This is a genomic window from Microbacterium sp. AC145, assembly GCF_979258505.1.
The window spans coordinates 229,589-246,802 of record NZ_OZ409859.1; the positions used below are offsets into that span (position 1 = coordinate 229,589).

A 17,214-nucleotide genomic window follows, 5' to 3' on the forward strand; every position below is an offset into this window, starting at 1 on the left:
GCAGGAAGAGCGTCGTCAGACCTGCCGGGCATCCCCACGGCGCGGCCCCACCGGCTGCAGGCTCTCGGCGTGGAAGGCGAGCAGCCTCGTGGCGATCGCCACCGTCTCGTCGAGCACCTCGCGCGGATCGCCGGTGAGTGCGAGCATCCGATGCCCGATGCCGTCGTTCGACGCCCAGCCGAGGTAGACCGTGCCTGCGTCGTGACCGCCTTCGGCATCCGGACCGCCGACGCCGGTCGTCGAGACGCACAGGTCGGCGTCGAACAGGCGGCGCGCCCCGTCGGCGAGCTGCTCTGCGCAGACATCCGAGACGGGATCGGTGCCTGGGGTGACGCCGAGCACGCGCTCCTTGATGTCGGTGGCGTAGGCGACGACTCCGCCGGCGAACCAGTCGCCGGCTCCCTCGACCGCGCCGACCGTGCTCGCCAGACGCCCGGAGGTGAGCGACTCGACGACGCACACCCGAAGGCCACGCTCGCGTGCCACCTCGCCGAGGCGCTCGAGCACCGTCGACGTGGAGTTCACCTCGGCTTCGGCGACGCCGTCGGTCGTCACCGCGCCGTCTCGTCCGTCGAAGGAGTCTCGTCCGTCGAGGGGGTCTCTTCCGTCGTCGTGGCGGTCGCTTCGTCGGAGTAGTCGGGGCGCGACGGCTGCAGCGGCTGGTCGGAGTACTCGCCGCCCAGTCGTCCGCCGTACGGGCGACCATGGTCGGCGAACTCGTCGCGTGCGAAGACCAGCTCCCACTCGGCGACCGTGAAGCGGGCGCCGGTGCGCAACGTCTGCGTCCGCTCTCCGGGGTGCGTCGCGTCGGCGGCGGGGTTCGTGTTCATCTCGCCCTCGCCGTGCAACTCGAGCACATATTCGTCGCGCTCGTCGTGCGTGATCGTCGCGTGCACGGGATCTGCCCCGTCGAGTCGCAGCTCGAGATCGGCGGCGGAGCCGATGCGCACGATCTCGACGTCGAGGGCGAATTCGCTGCGCTCGTCGTTGCGCGTGACGCGCAGCCGGGGGTTGCCTGCGCCGAACTCGGCGTGGGTCGTGGTGGGCGTGTACCCCTCGTCGGGACGGTCATCGATGTGTCGTGCCATGATCAGGCCTCCTCGCAGTCGAGTACGACGGTATGTGCTCGGCAGGGTCTGTGTCAGGGGGTTGACTTCGGACGAGCATTCCGGTGTATCCCTCCAATATGATCGGGCTACGGAGAGGGAGACCTGCATGGGAAAGTTCATCTACGAGGGCAGTGTGAAGACCGAGATCGAGGATCGGGCACTCACCCACCTGCAGCTGGTGATCACCGCCAAGCTGCGCCGGGCCGAGCCGTTCCCCTTCAGCTGGCGGGAGGATGCCAGCGTGGGAGGAGGGCGCACGACCGTCTGGATCCAGCCGGGCAGCGCCCTCGTCTTCAAGTACTACGGAAGCCGCCAACCGTCGATCAACCGTGCCTGGATCGAGGCTCTCGCCTTCACCGCCAACGCTCCGAGCGGGCTCCACGTCGTGCCCGAACCGAGCGAGACGCACGGTGCGGCGGCAGCGGCCGCAGAGCACGCCCCTCTCGATTCGAACCCTCCGCTCTGATCGCGCTCCGCTCTGATCGGGCTCGCTCTGATCGAGCGCGGGCGTTGATCCTGTCAACCCCCTGCCCCGATCGCGCAGGTTCGAGGACTCTCGGGGCATGACCGACATCACTCCCGACCCCCGCACCCAGCACCGCGATGAGGAGTTCCCCGGCCAGCAGCAGAGCCAGCCGGGGCTCACCCGCGACATGCGCCCCGAACCCGACCACGGCGAGCACAGCTATGTCGGCAGTGGCAGACTGCGTGGACGCCGCGCACTGATCACCGGGGGCGACTCCGGCATCGGACGAGCCGTGGCGATCGCCTTCGCCCGCGAGGGAGCCGACGTCGCGATCGTGCACATGCCGGAGGAGCAGGCGGATGCCGACGACACACTCGCCCTGGTCAGAGCCGAGGGGCGCACCGCGCTCGGCCTCGCCGGAGACGTTCGGGATGAGGCGTTCGCCACAGACATCGTGACGCAGGCGGCGGATGCGTTGGGCGGACTCGACATCGTGGTGCTGAACGCCGCATATCAGCACGACATCGACGGGTTCGAGAACCTCGAGACCGACCGGCTGCGTCGCGTCTTCGAGACCAACCTCTTCGGACTGCTCTACACGGCGCGCGCCGCATACCCGCGCCTCGAGTCGGGCGCGAGCATCATCGTGACCGCGTCCGTGCAGGCCTTCGAACCATCACCGAATCTCATCGACTACGCGATGACGAAGGCGGCGCAGGTCGCGTTCGTCAAGGCGCTCGCCGAGGAGGCGGGCGAGCGCGGCATCCGGGTCAACGCCGTGGCACCGGGGCCGATCTGGACGCCGCTGATCCCGGCGACCGGCTGGAGCGACGAGCGGGTGAAGACGTTCGGGCAGGACACTCCTCTCGGCCGCGCCGGGCAGCCCGCCGAGCTCGCCGGAGCGTATGTGTACCTGGCGTCGGCTGAGTCGTCGTACACCTCGGGATCGGTGATCGCCGTCACCGGAGGCAAGCACCTCTGACCCTCCTGCGCACGCGCCGTCGATGAGCGGCTGATGCACACCGAGTCCCCCGTGCACGCGCGCCGACGCACGTAGGCTGGGGCGGTGCAGAACTCCGCGGCATCCCGTCCGCTCGTCGGTGTGGCGTTGGTGGTCGGATCCTGCCTCTCGTTGCCCTTCGGGGCGGCGGTCGCCGCGTAGCTGTTCCCTGTGCTCGGGCCATGGGGCGTGACCTCGTTGCGCGTCGCGATCGCGGCGCTGCTGCTGCTCGTGATCGTGCGACCGCGCCCCCGCCGATGGACCCGCAGCCAGTGGCTCGCCGCGGTGATCTTCGGTCTCTCGCTCGCCGCGATGAACGGGTTCTTCTACGCCGCGATCGACCGCATCCCGTTGGGGCCCGCCGTCGCGATCGAGTTCCTCGGTCCGCTGATCCTCGCCGCGGCCCTCACACGCCGGCTCGCCGATGCTGCGTGGGTCGGCGTCGCACTGCTCGGCATGGCGCTGCTCGGCATCGATGGCCTGACGGGATCCGATGCTCTGGATCCGCTCGGTGTCGTGTTCGCGCTCATCGCCGCTGGCTTCTGGGCGATGTACATCCGCCTGAGCGCCCGCGTCGGTGCGCTGATCCCGGGCGCAGACGGTCTGGCTGTGGGGCTTCTCGTCGCGGCGATCGTGCTGCTGCCGGTCGGTGTGCCGACCGCTGCGACCGTCGCGGGTGACATGCAGCTGCTGCTGCTCGCGTCGGTCACAGCCGTGCTGTCGTCGGTCATCCCGTACAGCTTCGAGCTCGCGGCGCTGCGTCGGCTGCCGCAGCGCGTGTTCGGTGTGCTGCTCAGCCTCGAGCCCGCATTCGCGACTCTCGCCGGCTGGCTGATCCTCTCGCAGGACGCGAGCGTGCTGAAGGTGCTGGCGATCGCCCTCGTCATCGTGGCCAGCGTCGGCACGACCCTCGGTGCACGACGCGAGCGGCGGCGGTCGGACGCCGACGGCGCAGCATCCGACCGCCGCGATGGCAGGGCCGACGACGACCTCTTCGATCAGGATGCGGGGCCGTTCACCGGGCCCCTCCCGCTGCCCGACTAGCGGAGCCCGACGTCTTCTTCGGCGTGGCCGGAGCGATCTCGGGCAGGGGATACCGGCGACGCAGGAGCATGCGCTGCACCAGCGTCCAGACCACGGTGACCGTCAGATAGAGCGCGGCGGCGAGCGGCACGAACGCGGCGAACACGGCCGTCAGGTAGTGCAGCGCGCCCGCGATCCGCAGCATGGCGGGCGACGAGAGCGGCGAGTCCTCAGCGCCCTCCGGCACCGGTGCCGGGCGGAACACCCGGCGGCTGATGTCGGCGACCACGAGCATGATCACCGCGAGCACGCCGAACACGATCAAGGTCTCGGGCGACGCGGTGCCGCCGAACACCGCCGACACGAAACTCGTGCCCAGCGGTGCGCCGAACAGCTCGTGCGTGAGCAGGTCGTTGGGGTGCCCCGCGATCTCGGGGCGCAGGAACAGCGTGTACAGCAGCCCGACGACGGGCGCCTGGGCGAGCACCGGCAGCATGCCGGCGAACGGGGAGGTGTTCTCGCGGCGGTACAGCTCGAGCATCTCCTTCTGCAGTCGCTCGGGGTTCTTCTTGTGGCGGCGCTGGATCTCACGCAGCTTCGGCGCGAGCCGCGCTCTGGTCTGTTCGGCTCTGGCCTGCGAGATGCCCACCGGGATCAGCAGGGCGCGCACCAGCAGCGTGACGAGTACGACGGCGAGGGCCGCGGCGGATGCTCCGGCCAGTGGCTCGAGCAGGGAGGAGAGCCCGGCGAGGGCTCCGTAGGCCGCATCGAGCAGGGCGGCGAGGGGTGGGAAGGCGAAGATGTCCATGGAAGTCCGTTCGTGTGTCGGGAAGGGTCGGCGAAGCCGCGCGATCCCGTACGAGACGGGCTACGCGGCGACGGCGACTCCCGGCGCACGAGGACGCGGGTGCCCTGCGGCATCCGGATCGCTCTGCGCGAGCAGGGTCGAGACATCGATCGCCCGCAGAGGATGCGGGGTCGCGCCCTCTGTCGGAGGGACGAGGCTCAGCGCCACGGCGATCGTCAGAGTGGTCAACGCGATCAGCGCGATCGCGACACCGAGGGCGGCGGCGTCGGGCACGGCGATGAGGCCGAGCGCGGACGCGACGAAGCCGAGCATCTGACCGAACCACTCGTTCATGCGCGCCTCCCTCACGGCGAGAATAGCACCGCCGCGCGGGCGTAACCTCGGAGGATGACTGATCTGCGCGCGCTCCTCGGCATCGAGCATCCGATCGTTCTCGGCCCGTTCGGCGGACTCTCCTCCGTGGCGCTGACCGCGGCGGTGAGCGAGTCCGGCGGCCTCGGCGGATACGGTCTGTACGGCTACGACGGCGACCGGGTCCGGTCGACCGTCGTCGAGCTGCGGCAGGCGACCCCTCGGCCGTTCGCCGTGAACATCTGGATCCCCACCGGCGACGAGGTCGAGCCGAACGCCCAGCACACCGTGTTCGCGCAGGCCCTCGAGCCCTTCTACGACGCGGTCGGGGTCGACGTCCCCGCCCGTCCCGAGCGCTACATGCCCTCGCTCGACGAACAGCTCGAGGCGATCTGGGAGTCCGCGCCGCCCGTGCTCAGCGTCGTGTTCGGAGTCCCCTCCGACGAGGTCATCGACGAGGCGCATCGACGCGGCATCCGGGTGATCGGCACCGCCACGACCGTGGCAGAGGCGGTCGCGCTCGCCGCCGCCGGCGTCGACGCGATCGTCGCGACCGGCCTCGAGGCCGGAGGGCATCGCGTGTCGTTCCTGCGACCCGCTGAGGACTCGCTCGTCGGCACGCTCGCACTCGTGCCGCAGGTCGCGGATGCGGTCGACGTGCCGGTGATCGCGGCCGGTGGCATCGCCGACCGCCGCGGGGTCGCCGCTGCGTTCGCACTCGGCGCCTCGGCCGTGCAGGTCGGCACTGCCTTTCTCGGGACCGCCGAATCGGCGGCCTCCGACTCGCACCGCGCGGCGATCCGCGCGACCGCGGCCGACGGCACCGTGCTGACCCGCGCGATGAGCGGTCGGCTGGCCCGCGGCGCCCGCAACCGCGCCGTGCGGGCGATCGAGGCGAGCGGCACGATCGCCCGGTTCCCGATGCAGAACTGGCTGACCGGTCGGTTCCGCACCGCGGCGGGCGAGCAGAATCTCGGAGAGCTGCAGTCGCTGTGGATGGGGCAGGGCGCGCCTTTGGCGACGTATCCGACCTCCGCAGAGGCGTTCGCGGAGCTGCTCGCGGGGGTTCCCGATATCCGCTGAGCGTTGACCTCAGCCCTTTCTAGAGGATGACGGTCGAGCGGCCGTGCACGATCACGCGGTCCTCGGCGTGCCACTGCACGGCGCGGGCGAGTACCTGACGCTCGACGTCGGCACCGCGCCGCTGCAGATCGACGGCCGACTCGGAGTGCGTGACGCGCGTGACGTCCTGCTCGATGATCGGGCCCTCGTCGAGGTCGGCGGTCGCATAGTGCGCGGTCGCGCCGATGAGCTTCACACCGCGGTCCTTGGCGCGTGCATAGGGGTTCGCTCCGATGAACGCCGGCAGGAACGAGTGGTGGATGTTGATGACCGGGGCGCCGACGCTCTCGATGAAGTCGTCCGTGAGGATCTGCATGTAGCGCGCGAGCACGACGAGGTCGACGTTGCCGCGGAGCAGCTCGAGCTGACGCTGCTCCATCGTCTGCTTGTCTCCCGAGGGGATGTGCACGAACGGCACCCCGAACGAGCGCACCGCCTCGGCGAGGTCGGGGTGGTTGGAGACGACCATCGTCACGTCGATGTCGAGCTGGCCGCGCTGCGTGCGCCACAGCAGCTCCATCATGCAGTGGTCGTACTTCGAGACGAAGATCGCGACCCGCTTGCGGCGCGCGGTGTCGTGCAGCGACCATTCCATGCCGAATCGCTCGGCGACCGCAGCGATGTCCGCTTCGAGAGCCGGACGTGAGGCGGCGAGACCCGGCAGGTGGATCACGGTGCGCTGGAAGAACCGACCGCCCTCGGAGTCCGTCGAGTGCTGGTCGAGGGAGATGATGTTCGCGCCGTGCTGTGCGAGCACTCCGGCGACGGCGGCGACGATGCCGGGCTGGTCGTCGCAGGCGATGAGCAGGCGGGCGGTGTCGGGCTGAGACATGGGGACTCCTCGAGGGTGTGCATCGATTCTGCCGTGCCGGGCGGCCACGGGGCGAATCGCGGGCCGACCCTCGCTACTCTGAGACTGTGAACGCCGGTGATCTCGGACTCGTGCTGATCCCGCTGCTCGCCGTGGCGGCGCCGCTGCTCGCGCGCGGCATCCGTCCGGTCATCCGTGTGCCGATCATCGTCTTCGAGCTCGTCCTCGGAATCGTCGCGGGGCCCGCGGTGCTCGGGTGGGTCGAGCCGACCGAGATCCTCGAGAAGCTCAGCGACTTCGGCCTGGCGATGCTCTTCTTCGTCGCGGGATCGGAGATCGACTTCCGAGCCGTGAGCGGTCGTCCCCTGATGCGGGCGTCTCTGGGGTGGGTGATCAGCGTCGGCCTCGGCCTCGTGCTCGGGTTCGCGCTGGCGCCCGGTGAGGGGATGGTCGTGATCGCGATCGCCCTCAGCTCCACCGCGCTCGGCACCCTGATGCCGATCCTGCGGGACGCGAAGGAGACCGACACGCCGTTCGGCCGAGCGGTCACCGTGCTCGGGGCGGTGGGCGAGTTCCTGCCCCTCATCGCCATCTCGCTCTTCCTCAGCACGCGGACCACGCCGATCGCCACCGCGGTGCTGCTCGCCTTCGTGGTGCTCGCCGGTCTCGCGGTGCTGTTGGCGCACCGTGTTCCCCACGGGCGTCTGCACGCGTTCGTGCGCGCCACGCTGCACACCTCCGACCAGTTCGGTGTGCGATTCGTGCTGCTGCTGGTCGCCGCGCTCGTCGGCCTCAGCGTGATGCTCGATCTCGACATGCTCCTCGGTGCGTTCGTCGCCGGTGCGGTGTGGCGGATCATCATGGCCCGCGCCCCCGAGAAAGATGCAGAGGCGGTCGAGACGAAGGTCGAGGCGATCGCGTTCGGCTTCCTCGTGCCGATCTTCTTCCTCTACACCGGGGTCAACTTCGATCTGCAGGCACTCGTGACCTCGCCGTCGGCGCTGGCCCTGCTGCCGCTGTTCCTCGTGGCGCTCCTGGTGCTGCGGGGCTCGACCGCCCAGCTCTCCGCTCCGCCGGGAGCGAGCGTGCGAGAGCGCACCGCCCTCGGACTGCTCGCTGCCACCGGCCTGCCGATCATCGTCGCGGTGACCGCGATCGGTGTCGACCACGACATGATCGACAGCGGCACGGCGGCCGCTCTCGTGGGCGCGGGAATGCTGTCGGTGCTGCTGTTCCCCGTCATCGGGATGGTGCTGCGCGGCGACGGTGCGCGTCTCGCCGCAGCGAGGTCGGCCGCCGTGACGCCCCAGGGAGAGCTGTGACGACCGCATCCGCCTTGCTCGCACAGGCCGTGCGCGACCTCGCCGGCGCACCGCGCGAGGGACTCGGCGAGGAACGGCAGTCGCGCTGGCGCGGGCACCGGATCGTCCGCATCGGCGAGGCCTGGCATCTCGGTGTGCTGCTGTTGACCGACGAGCACGCGCTCGCGACCGCCGAAGTGCTGCGCGCCGCAGACCCGGGTCGACGCGGATACACGGCGGAATCAGCGCGTGAACGCGCCGCCCGCCGGGCCCTCGCCCTGCGGGGAGGATTCGGCGAGGGCGAGGTCGCGCACATCGGCTGGAGTGCGATCGATGTCGCTGCGGTCGACGCCGGCGGCTCGTCAGGGCCACTGGCCGATATCGACGGAGTGCCTTCGGTGCGGTGGAGCACTGCGGGAGGGTGGATGCCGTTGGAGGCATACCTCCGTGAGCGGGTGCAGCTGCTGCGCGACGCTCAGAGCTGACGCGCGGGGGCGAACGTCTGCGCGAAGCGGCGCAGCAGGGCCGCGCCCTCGGTGACGGATGCCGCGAGCACCTGTCGCTGCACGATGTCGAACTCCTCGGGGTCGAAGTATCCGGTCGTGCGGTAGAAGGTCATGCGGTCGGCGAAGTCACGCGGCGTGGGCTCGGGGTGGAACTGCGCCGTGTACAGGTGGGTGCCGACCCGGTAGGCCTGCACGGGGCAGACCGCATTGGTGGCGAGCAGAACTGCGCTCTCAGGCACGGCGACCGCGCTCTCCTTGTGCGCCGTGAACACGGTGAGTGCGGGGGCGCTGGGGCCGAACACCGGGTCGTCGGATGCCTCGGGAGTGGTCTCGATCACGGTGGCGCTCGCCGACTCGGGGGTGTCCGACGTGACGGCACCGCCGAGCATCCGCGTCACCACTCCGATGCTGAAGCAGGTGAAGAACGCGGCGATCTCGCCGGCGATGGCGCTGTGGGCGAGGCTTTCGAGGTCTGCTTCGACGCGGCGCTGCACGAGGCTCTTCGCGGGGTCGGTGACGTTGAACGGCGACCCTCCCACGACGACGCCCTGATAGCGGGCGAGGCGGACGGGGTCGAGGCGCTCGGTCAGCAGATCGAGACGGTCGACGACGTCGACACCGAGAGCACGCCGGAAGGAGGCATGTTCGGCGTCGGCAGCCCCGAGCTCAGGGCGCACGCACACGTAGAGAAGCGAGACCACCACGAGAGTCTAACGAGGGTCAGCGAGACGAGTTCGCCGTGCGTCCGCGGACGATGCCCACGAAGGTCTCGACGTCGGGTGTGGTGCGCTCCCGGGGCCAGGCGAGCGCCACCGTCGAGGTCGGCCCGTCGGTGAGCACCCGGTGATCGACATCCTTGCGGTGGTGCAGGCGCGCGAGCGACATCGGGACGATGACGATGCCGATGCCGGTCGCGGCGGTCGTGATCGCCTCGGCGGTCGGCAGCGGTGAGAATCTGGGCGGAGTGGAACCCGGAACCTCGAACGGCACGAGTGCGTCGTCCGAGGGCGTCATGACCACCTCGCCGGCGAGATCGGCCAGCGTCAGCTCGTCGGCCGCGAGCAGATGCGAGTCGATGGTGGCGACGACGACAGGCACCTCGTCGTACAGGGAGATGACGTGCAGGGTGTCGTCATCCAGTGGCAGTCGCACGAGGGCTGCATCGACATCGGCGAGAGCCTCGCGCTGGGTCGACACGGTGATCGGGACGAGCTCGAGCGGAACATGCGGCATCCGCTGCTTCCAGGCATCGATCCACTTGCCGGGGGTCGCACCGGGAACGACGCCGAGGCGGAAGGTGCGTGGCTCTTCAGGCTCGTCAGCGGGTGCGTCGAAGGCCACCTTCGTGGTCTTCTTCGGCGGCTTGGGCGGCGGGAAGCGCTGGGCGGGCGCAGCCTTGTTGCGCCGCACCTGTCCGGGCGGGCGCGCCGGTCGCCGCTGTTGCTTCGCCATCAGCCCAGAGTACCCGGCGGGACTGCGAGTACCCGGCTGGACTGCGGCCACCGGGTCGTGCAGGGTCGTGCAGGGACGAGCGGGGTCAGGCGGCCAGCCAGAGACCTCGCGGGTCGGTGGCGACGGTGAGCCCGGCGGCGACCGTCTCGTCGTCTCCGATGCGTGCGCCGCGCACGATGCGTGCGCCGGCTCCGACCTCGGTGCGGACTCCGACGTGAGCGTTGTCGCCCACTGCCGCGCCCTGGCCGATGTGCGCGTGCGCCTCGATGTGCGCGCCTTCGCCGATCACGGCATCCGGCTCGATCCACGCGCCACGGGCGACCGTCGCACCGGCTCCGACGCGCGCGCCGGGTTCGACGTACGCGCCCGCTTCGACGTGCGCCTTGGGATGGACCTTCGCGCCGTGCGCGACGAGACCGCGACCGTTGGCGTGCTTGCGGTATCGCAGCGTGGCGCCCTGATCGTTCTCGATGTCGATGTAGTTCTTACCCACGATTCCTCCCCGTGTCCGAACCTGCTCTGAACCTGTTCGGATATATCAACAACCACGGGACCGCTCGATTCATTCCCGAGCATGGAATCAGGTCATTTCTGGCACACGGGGCACCAGAAGGTGATGCGTTCGCGGGTGGGGTCGGCGCCCAATTCGCCGCGGCGGATGAGCGTTCCGCAGCGGCGGCAGGGTCGCCCGGAGCGACCGTAGACCCAGGTTCCCTGCCCCGGCCGATCGACGCCCGTGAAGGTGCGGTGGCGGCGGTCGCGATTGGCGCGGATCGTGCGCACGCCGAGGTCGAGCAGCGCTGTGACATCGACCTCGGGCGTGGGCGTCGTCGGCAGGACCCCGCGGAGGAACAGCAGCTCAGCCGCGTATTCGTTGCCGAACCCGGCGACGTTGCGCTGGTCGAGGAGCGCGACGTGGATCGCCCGGGTGTCGGTGCTCAGTCGACGTGCGGCCTCGACGGCATCCCAGTCCGGTCCGAGCGGATCGGGACCGAGATGGCCGACCAGTTCCTGTTCGTCACGTGTCGGCACGACCTCGATCTCGGCCAGGTCGATGCCGACCGCGTCGTGCTCCGCCGTGCCCACGATCGCCCGTACCTTGAAGGCCGGATGCCGCCACTTCTCACCCGGTCGGTAGGCCAGCCACGCGCCGTCCATGCGCAGGTGGGAATGCAGGGTGCTGTCGCCGATGCGCAGCAGCAGATGCTTGCCGCGGGGGATCGAGGCGACGACCGGCTGGCCGGTGAGATCGACCGTGGCGAAGCGGGGCACTCGCAGATCGAAGCGCGTGACCTCCGACCCGACCAGTGCCTGCTCGAGGCGTCGCGCCGTGCGGAAGACGGTATCTCCCTCGGGCATCAGGCGGGTTCCGACTGCGGCGGATGCTGCACGCTCGGAGTCGCCGGCGGTGCGGTCACCGCGAGTGGCGTGCGCTCGAGCATCGTGCGGGCGAGCAGTGTCGAGCCTGCGACGGCCGCGGGCATCACGGCGACGGCACCTCCCGGGATCAGGAAGCACAGCTGGGTCGCCACCCCGAAACCCAGCACACGTGCGCGGCTGCCACGGAAGAGGGTCGCACGATCGGCAGGGGTCAGATCGCGTGCATCGAAGGCGCGTCCCGTGAGTTCGCGGGCCAGAAGTCTGCCCGTGAGCGTGACGCCGAGCACGGCCCCGAGCACGCCACCCACGAGCGGGATGAGCCCGATCAGCAGCACGGTGATCGCGACGAGCACGCCGAGGAGCACCAGCCGGATGCCTTCGCCGAGCGCCGTCCAGAACCCGCCGCCCTCGGTCGCGGGCGCGTCTCCGAGATCCTTCTCGACGGCGTGCCAGATGCGCTGGTAGAACGGGTCGCCGATGGCGAGGGCGAGCGCGCTGAACACGGCGCTCGCGAGCGCGAGTGCGGCGACGAGAACCACCAGGCTCACGGCCCCGCGGAACAGCGAGCGCCACGGCTCGAACCAGCGGTCGGCGAACGGGGTCAGGGCATCGGAGATCAGACCGAGCGAGAGCGCGAGCGGTACGAGCACGGCGATCAGCAGCAGGGCGGCGATCACCGCAGGCACGAGCCCGAGCGCCATCAGGCCGGGGCGGTTGCGCCAGGTGCCGAATCCGCGCAGGAGGGTGCGGATGCCCTCGAAGAACTCCCCGATCATGCCTTCAGCCTAAGAGCAGTCGATGCGTCGCCCATCAGATCGCCTTGCGCAGCGTGTATCCGCGGGGCGTCGCGACGAATCCGGCCTCCTGCAGGGCGAGGGCGAGTTCGGTGCCGTAGACGCCCTCGCCGTTCACCTTCTCGACCGTCAACGTGTCGAGCCGGCGGGCGCGAGCGGTCGCGGCGAGGTCGGATGCCGCGGCACGCAGCACGTCGCCGTCGTCGGTGAAGCAGAGCACCGTGCGGCCTCCGCGCTCGAGATACAGTACGAGCGATCCGTCGACGAGCACGACCAGGCCGCCCGCCTTGCGTCCCGGACGGTGCGAGACATCGTCGCGTCGCGGCCAGCCCAGCGCTGCGCCGTAGGGGTTGGCAGGATCGGTCGCGGCGAGCGTGACGGCGGTGCGCGGCGGGGGATCGGCGAGGCCCGCGAAGGTGCGCAGCCGATCGACGGTGGCGGAGGCCGCGAACTGTGCGGCTCCGAGCTTCTCGATCACATAGCCGCGCCGGCAGTGCCCGGCCTCCTCGAAGCCGGCGAGCACGCGATACGCCTGGGCGAAGCCGCCCGGCACTCCTTCGGCCTGCACGGCACCGCGGGTGACCACGCCATAGCGATCGAGCAGCAGGCCGGCGGTCACCGTCGCGCGGCGCGCTGCATCGGTCTCGACCGTGGGCAGAAGAGACCACCGGCCACCGATCGACGTCGGCCGCGGAGCGGTGCGGGTCAGCGACATGCCGCGATACGTGCGGGCGCGAGGCGCCCGCCGGGTCACACGGTGCGCCTGAGACCCTCCGGCGAGCAGCGAGCGGATCGGCGCGAACGTGTCGTTGGTCACCCGGCCCGCCCACGTCAGCGACCACAGTGCCTCGAGCACGGACTGCTCGTTCTCGGCGCCCGCCATCTCCTTCAGCTGTGATGCGAAATACGCCCCACCGGCGTCGAGTGCACCGAGCACGCGAGCTTCGAGAGAATCCGCGGCGATCTCGTCGTCGGGTTCCGGCAGCGTGAACGGCGCGAGGTCGGCGGGGTGCAGCGACACCCACCCGTCGCGACCGGGGAGGGTGCCGTGACCCGACCAGATGATCTCGCCGGCCGCCGACAGCTCGTCGAGCATCGCGGGGGAGTAGTCCCGCACGCGGGAGGGCAGCACGAGCGACTCCCACGCGCTCGCCGGGATGGGCACCCCGGCGAACTGCTCGATCACCGTGAGCACGCCGTCGAGTCCTTCGAGCGGACGGCTGAGGTGCTGCCACTCCGGCAGGAAGCGCGCGTAGGCCTCCGGCGACACCGGCTCGACGCTGCCCCGGATCGCGGCGAGCGAGCGCATGCGGAGCCTGCGCAGCACCTCGGTGTCGCACCACTCGGTCTCATTCGCCGACCCCGAGGCCTCGGGCAGGAAATAGCCGCTGGTCAGGCGTCCGGCGTGCTCCAGCCGCTGCAGCGTGTGCCGGGCGACGGCCGCGCCGATGCCGAAGCGTGCGGCCACGGCATCCGTCGTGAAGGGGCCGTGTGTGCGGGCGTATCGGGCGATGAGATCGCCGAGCGGGTCGGCGAGCGGCTCGAGGAACGCGACGGGGATGCCGGTGGGCAGCGCCGCTCCCAGCGCGTCGCGCAGACGGCCGGCGTCTTCGATCGCGGCGATGCGTGTCGACCCTGCGACCGTGACCGGGATCGCCCGCCGCGCAGCGACGAGGGCCTCGAGATGCTCGGCGCCGACGCCCGTCTCGGGGTCGAGTCGCTGGTCGATCTCGGTCGCGTCCATCGGACCGAGCATGCGCAGCAGATCGGCGACGCCCTCGATGCCGCGCGCGTGCCGTTCGGGGTCGAGCCGTTGCACCTCACGCTCGAACTGCGCGATCACGGCGGGATCGAGCAGCTCGCGCAGCTCGACTGTGCCGAGCAGCTCGCCGAGCAGAGCGGGGTCGACCGAGAGCGCGGCGGCCCGTCGTTCGGCGAGGGGGGAATCGCCCTCGTACATGAACGCGCCCACGTAGCCGAACAGCAGGTCGCGGGCGTACGGCGAGGGCTGCGACGGCTGGGTCTCGACGAGTCGTACGCGTCGGTCGGCGATCGACGTGGCGAGCCTGCGCAGCGACGGCAGGTCGTAGACATCCTGCAGCACCTCGCGCAGGGTCTCGAGGATCACCGGGAAGGTCGGATGCCGCCGCGCCACCTCGAGCAGCTGCGCACTCCGCTGGCGCTGCTGCCAGAGCGGCGTGCGCTTGTTGGGGTTCATGCGCGGCATCAGCAGTGCCCGGGCGGCGCACTCGCGGAACCGGGAGGCGAAGAGCGCCGAGCCGCCGACCTCCTGCGTGACCAGCTGCTCGAGCTCGTCGGGATCGAACACGAACAGCTCGGCTCCGGGCGGCTCGGCCTCGGCATCCGGGATGCGCACGATGATGCCGTCGTCGCTCGCCACAGCCGAGCCCTCGACCCCGAGGCGCTCGCGGATGCGCGCGTTGATCGCCAGCGCCCACGGCGCGTGCACCTTCATGCCGTACGGCGAGTGCAGGATGACCCGCCAGTCGCCGACCTCGTCGTGGCCGCGCTCGACCGTGAGCGTGCGGTCGGTGGGCAGGGTGCCCGTCGCCTCGCGCTGCTCGGTGAGGTGCGCCATCAGGTTCATCCGCGCCTGCTCGTCGAGTCCTGCGTCGATGAGCCGTTGCGCGGCCTTCTCGGGCGTCGCCGCGGACACCTCTCGCGAGAACTTCCCGAGCGCCTCTCCCAGCTCGAACGGGCGGCCGATGCCGTCGCCGTGCCAGAACGGCACCTTGCCCGGCTGTCCGTACGCGGGGATGACGTTGACGCGGTCGTGCGTGATCTCGGCGATCCGCCAGCTCGTCGTGCCGAGCGTGAACACGTCGCCGACGCGCGATTCGTAGACCATCTCCTCGTCGAGCTCACCCACGCGTGCACCCGTGGTCTCGCCCGCCACGAACACGCCGAACAGGCCGCGGTCGGGGATCGTCCCGCCGCTCGTGACGGCGATGCGCTGTGCGCCGGGGCGCCCCGTCAGGGTGCCGGCATCGCGGTCCCAGACCAGTCGCGGCCGCAGCTCGGCGAACTCGTCGGAGGGGAAGCGGCCCGCGAGCAGATCGAGCGTCGCTTCGTACGCCGATCGGGGGAGCGACTGGAACGGTGCCGACCGGCGCACGGTCTCGAACCACTCCTCGACGCTGATCGCACCCAGCGCGCTGGCGGCCACGGTCTGCTGCGCGAGGATGTCGAGCGGGTTCCGGGGCACCTGGATCGCCTCGATCTTGCCCGCCAGCATCCGCTCGGTGACGATCGCGGTGTGCAGCACGTCGCCGCGGTGCTTCGGGAAGAGGGCCGCGCGGCTGATCTCGCCGACCTGGTGGCCCGCTCGTCCGACACGCTGCAGTCCGGATGCGGCCGACGGCGGCGCCTCGACCTGGATCACCAGATCGACCGCACCCATGTCGATCCCGAGCTCGAGGCTGCTCGTCGCGACGACGCAGCGCAGCACGCCCGACTTGAGCTCCTCTTCGACCAGTGCGCGCTGCTCCTTCGACACCGAGCCGTGGTGCGCCTTGGCGAGCACGGGGTCGGCGCCGGCCGTGGCTCCTGCCTGCGCCATCATCGCCGCCGGCACGGAGCTCTCGGGAAGAGCGAGTCCGATGCGCTCCGAGTAGATCTCGTTGAGGCGCCCCGTGAGCCGTTCGGCCAGGCGCCTGGAGTTGGAGAAGACGATGGTCGACTTGTTCTGCAGAATGCGGTCGACGATGGCTTCTTCGACGTGCGGCCAGACCGAACCCGTGACCTCCGTGTACTCGGCACCGTCGGCATCGCCGCCGTCTTTGGGAGCACCGGGAGGCGGGGGCGGATTCGTCATGTCGTCCATCGGCACGATCACACCGAGCTCGAACGTCTTGGAAGCGGGTGGCGCGACGATCTCGACCGGGGCGGCGCCGCCGAGGAACCGCGCGACCTCGTCGATCGGGCGCACGGTCGCTGAGAGTCCGATGCGCTGCGCCGCCTCCTCGTGCCCGTGCGAGCGCCGCAGCGCGTCGAGCCGTTCGAGGCTCACAGCGAGGTGAGCGCCTCGTTTGGTCGCGGCGACCGCGTGCACCTCGTCGATGATCACCGTGTGCACGTCGCGCAGCGTCTCGCCCGCGCGACTGGTGAGCATGAGGTAGAGCGACTCGGGGGTCGTGATGAGGATGTCGGGCGGATCGGAGACGAGCTTGCGGCGATCGCTCGAGGTCGTGTCGCCCGAGCGCACCCCGACCGTCACGGACGGGGCTTCGAGGCCGAGGCGCCTGGCCGATTGCCCGATGCCGATGAGCGGAGAGCGCAGGTTGCGTTCGACGTCGACGCCGAGCGCCTTCAACGGCGAGATGTAGAGGATGCGTGTGCGGGAGGCGTCTTTCGCCCGGTCGCCCTTCTCCGTCGCCTTCGTGCCCGTCGTGCGCTCGCGGAACACGCTGTCAATCGCCCAGAGGAACGCCGAGAGAGTCTTGCCCGAACCCGTCGGGGCGACGACGAGCGCGTGCTTGCCGGCCGAGATCGCGTTCCAGGCACCCGCCTGCGCGGGGGTGGGTTCGGGAAACGCGCCCCGGAACCAGTCCTGTGTGGCGGGGGTGAAGCGTTCGAGCACGTCGCTCATCCCTCCATCATCACCTGTGCCACCGACATCGGCGTCGCCATTGTCGGAGGAGGAGAGCATGCTGTAGGCATGGCATCGCACACGACGAACTACCTGAGCACCTTCATCGAGGTCGCAGAGGACTGCCCGGTCGATCATGCCGAAGAGCCGCCGGTGGGTGAGAAGCCCACGATCGCCGCGCTGCACTATCAGCTGATCGCCGAGCAGCCGTACGCACACACGTCCGACGATGTGATCTTCACCACCCACGCGCTGCGCAACGGGATCGACCCCGGCGACGCCGACGCGCGAGAGGCGTTCTTCTCGAAGGGTCAGCCCTGCCTGCGCTCATCGCCTCTCGGCAAGCGCTACGGCTGGGGGATCGCCCACGACGCCGAAGGGCGGGTCGCGCTCGTCCCGCGTGAATCCGAGGACTACGCGCTGCGGGCCGCCGACCCCGTGACCACCCACACTCGGGCGATGCGGAGCCGACGGGCCTGATC

18 protein-coding genes are annotated in these 17,214 nt (G+C 70.5%); 7 read left to right on the forward strand and 11 right to left on the reverse strand.

The annotated features are described in order from the left end of the window. Window positions 1–15: 15 nt before the first annotated feature. Window positions 16–555 carry a CinA family protein gene (locus ACZZZN_RS01100; protein ID WP_463503421.1) on the reverse strand — a complete coding sequence of 180 codons (540 nt, stop codon included), beginning with the start codon at window positions 553–555 and terminating at the stop codon, window positions 16–18. After that, the gene (locus tag ACZZZN_RS01105; RefSeq protein ID WP_463503422.1) at window positions 552–1,088 is read right to left on the reverse strand and encodes an FHA domain-containing protein; all 537 of its coding nucleotides are present in this window, start codon (window positions 1,086–1,088) and stop codon (window positions 552–554) included. Before ACZZZN_RS01105 ends, ACZZZN_RS01100 begins: the two co-directional genes overlap by 4 nt. A 127-nt stretch (window positions 1,089–1,215) precedes the next feature. Here ACZZZN_RS01105 and ACZZZN_RS01110 point away from each other — a divergent pair, with 127 nt between their 5' ends. The 3 genes from ACZZZN_RS01110 to ACZZZN_RS01120 all read left to right on the forward strand — a co-directional run bounded on the left by ACZZZN_RS01110 (window position 1,216) and on the right by ACZZZN_RS01120 (window position 3,619). Continuing rightward, on the forward strand, window positions 1,216–1,575 hold the full coding sequence (locus ACZZZN_RS01110) for a DUF7882 family protein (RefSeq protein ID WP_463503423.1): 360 nt from the start codon (window positions 1,216–1,218) through the stop codon (window positions 1,573–1,575). Between the two features lie 97 nt (window positions 1,576–1,672). Then, window positions 1,673–2,557, forward strand: coding sequence for an SDR family oxidoreductase (locus ACZZZN_RS01115; protein WP_463503424.1), 885 nt, complete (start codon window positions 1,673–1,675; stop codon window positions 2,555–2,557). 207 nt (window positions 2,558–2,764) lie between these two features. After that, window positions 2,765–3,619: an EamA family transporter gene (locus ACZZZN_RS01120; protein WP_463503425.1), complete on the forward strand. Its 855-nt coding sequence runs from the start codon at window positions 2,765–2,767 to the stop codon at window positions 3,617–3,619. Here ACZZZN_RS01120 and ACZZZN_RS01125 read toward each other — a convergent pair. Together ACZZZN_RS01125 and ACZZZN_RS01130 are read right to left on the reverse strand one after the other, a co-directional pair. Beyond that, window positions 3,591–4,406: a YidC/Oxa1 family membrane protein insertase gene (locus tag ACZZZN_RS01125; RefSeq protein ID WP_463503426.1), complete on the reverse strand. Its 816-nt coding sequence runs from the start codon at window positions 4,404–4,406 to the stop codon at window positions 3,591–3,593. The two genes, ACZZZN_RS01120 and ACZZZN_RS01125, sit on opposite strands and share 29 nt — an antisense overlap. Before the next feature lie 60 nt (window positions 4,407–4,466). Then, window positions 4,467–4,739: a DUF6412 domain-containing protein gene (locus ACZZZN_RS01130; protein WP_463503427.1), complete on the reverse strand. Its 273-nt coding sequence runs from the start codon at window positions 4,737–4,739 to the stop codon at window positions 4,467–4,469. Between the two features lie 54 nt (window positions 4,740–4,793). Here ACZZZN_RS01130 and ACZZZN_RS01135 point away from each other — a divergent pair, with 54 nt between their 5' ends. Beyond that, the gene (locus ACZZZN_RS01135) at window positions 4,794–5,840 is read left to right on the forward strand and encodes an NAD(P)H-dependent flavin oxidoreductase (protein ID WP_463503428.1); all 1,047 of its coding nucleotides are present in this window, start codon (window positions 4,794–4,796) and stop codon (window positions 5,838–5,840) included. A 19-nt stretch (window positions 5,841–5,859) separates the two neighbouring features. Here ACZZZN_RS01135 and purU read toward each other — a convergent pair whose 3' ends face one another. Next, on the reverse strand, window positions 5,860–6,711 hold the full coding sequence (purU, locus tag ACZZZN_RS01140; RefSeq protein WP_463503429.1) for a formyltetrahydrofolate deformylase: 852 nt from the start codon (window positions 6,709–6,711) through the stop codon (window positions 5,860–5,862). 86 nt (window positions 6,712–6,797) lie between these two features. Here purU and ACZZZN_RS01145 point away from each other — a divergent pair, with 86 nt between their 5' ends. Both ACZZZN_RS01145 and ACZZZN_RS01150 read left to right on the forward strand, forming a co-directional pair. Continuing rightward, on the forward strand, window positions 6,798–8,012 hold the full coding sequence (locus ACZZZN_RS01145; RefSeq protein ID WP_463503430.1) for a cation:proton antiporter: 1,215 nt from the start codon (window positions 6,798–6,800) through the stop codon (window positions 8,010–8,012). Continuing rightward, a complete protein-coding gene (locus ACZZZN_RS01150) occupies window positions 8,009–8,476 on the forward strand; it encodes a glutaminase (RefSeq protein WP_463503431.1) in 468 nt (155 codons plus the stop codon). Before ACZZZN_RS01145 ends, ACZZZN_RS01150 begins: the two co-directional genes overlap by 4 nt. On the opposite strand, the gene ACZZZN_RS01155 is transcribed toward ACZZZN_RS01150, so the two are convergent. The 6 genes from ACZZZN_RS01155 to ACZZZN_RS01180 form a co-directional block, all read right to left on the reverse strand. After that, window positions 8,467–9,198: a type 1 glutamine amidotransferase family protein gene (locus ACZZZN_RS01155; protein WP_463503432.1), complete on the reverse strand. Its 732-nt coding sequence runs from the start codon at window positions 9,196–9,198 to the stop codon at window positions 8,467–8,469. The genes ACZZZN_RS01150 and ACZZZN_RS01155 overlap by 10 nt on opposite strands. A 19-nt stretch (window positions 9,199–9,217) precedes the next feature. After that, window positions 9,218–9,949, reverse strand: a complete 732-nt coding sequence (locus ACZZZN_RS01160) for a LysR substrate-binding domain-containing protein (RefSeq protein WP_463503433.1) — start codon at window positions 9,947–9,949, stop codon at window positions 9,218–9,220. Window positions 9,950–10,034: 85 nt separating this feature from the next. Beyond that, the gene (locus tag ACZZZN_RS01165; RefSeq protein WP_463503434.1) at window positions 10,035–10,442 is read right to left on the reverse strand and encodes a DapH/DapD/GlmU-related protein; all 408 of its coding nucleotides are present in this window, start codon (window positions 10,440–10,442) and stop codon (window positions 10,035–10,037) included. 92 nt (window positions 10,443–10,534) lie between these two features. Then, on the reverse strand, window positions 10,535–11,308 hold the full coding sequence (locus tag ACZZZN_RS01170) for a DNA-formamidopyrimidine glycosylase family protein (RefSeq protein ID WP_463503435.1): 774 nt from the start codon (window positions 11,306–11,308) through the stop codon (window positions 10,535–10,537). Then, a complete protein-coding gene (locus ACZZZN_RS01175) occupies window positions 11,308–12,105 on the reverse strand; it encodes an EI24 domain-containing protein (RefSeq protein WP_463503436.1) in 798 nt (265 codons plus the stop codon). Before ACZZZN_RS01175 ends, ACZZZN_RS01170 begins: the two co-directional genes overlap by 1 nt. A gap of 34 nt (window positions 12,106–12,139) precedes the next feature. Then, a complete protein-coding gene (locus ACZZZN_RS01180; protein WP_463503437.1) occupies window positions 12,140–16,732 on the reverse strand; it encodes an ATP-dependent helicase in 4,593 nt (1,530 codons plus the stop codon). 69 nt (window positions 16,733–16,801) lie between these two features. On the opposite strand from ACZZZN_RS01180, the gene ACZZZN_RS01185 reads away from it, so the two are divergent. Further along, window positions 16,802–17,212 carry a DUF6157 family protein gene (locus ACZZZN_RS01185; RefSeq protein WP_463503438.1) on the forward strand — a complete coding sequence of 137 codons (411 nt, stop codon included), beginning with the start codon at window positions 16,802–16,804 and terminating at the stop codon, window positions 17,210–17,212. The last annotated feature ends 2 nt before the right edge of the window (window positions 17,213–17,214 follow it).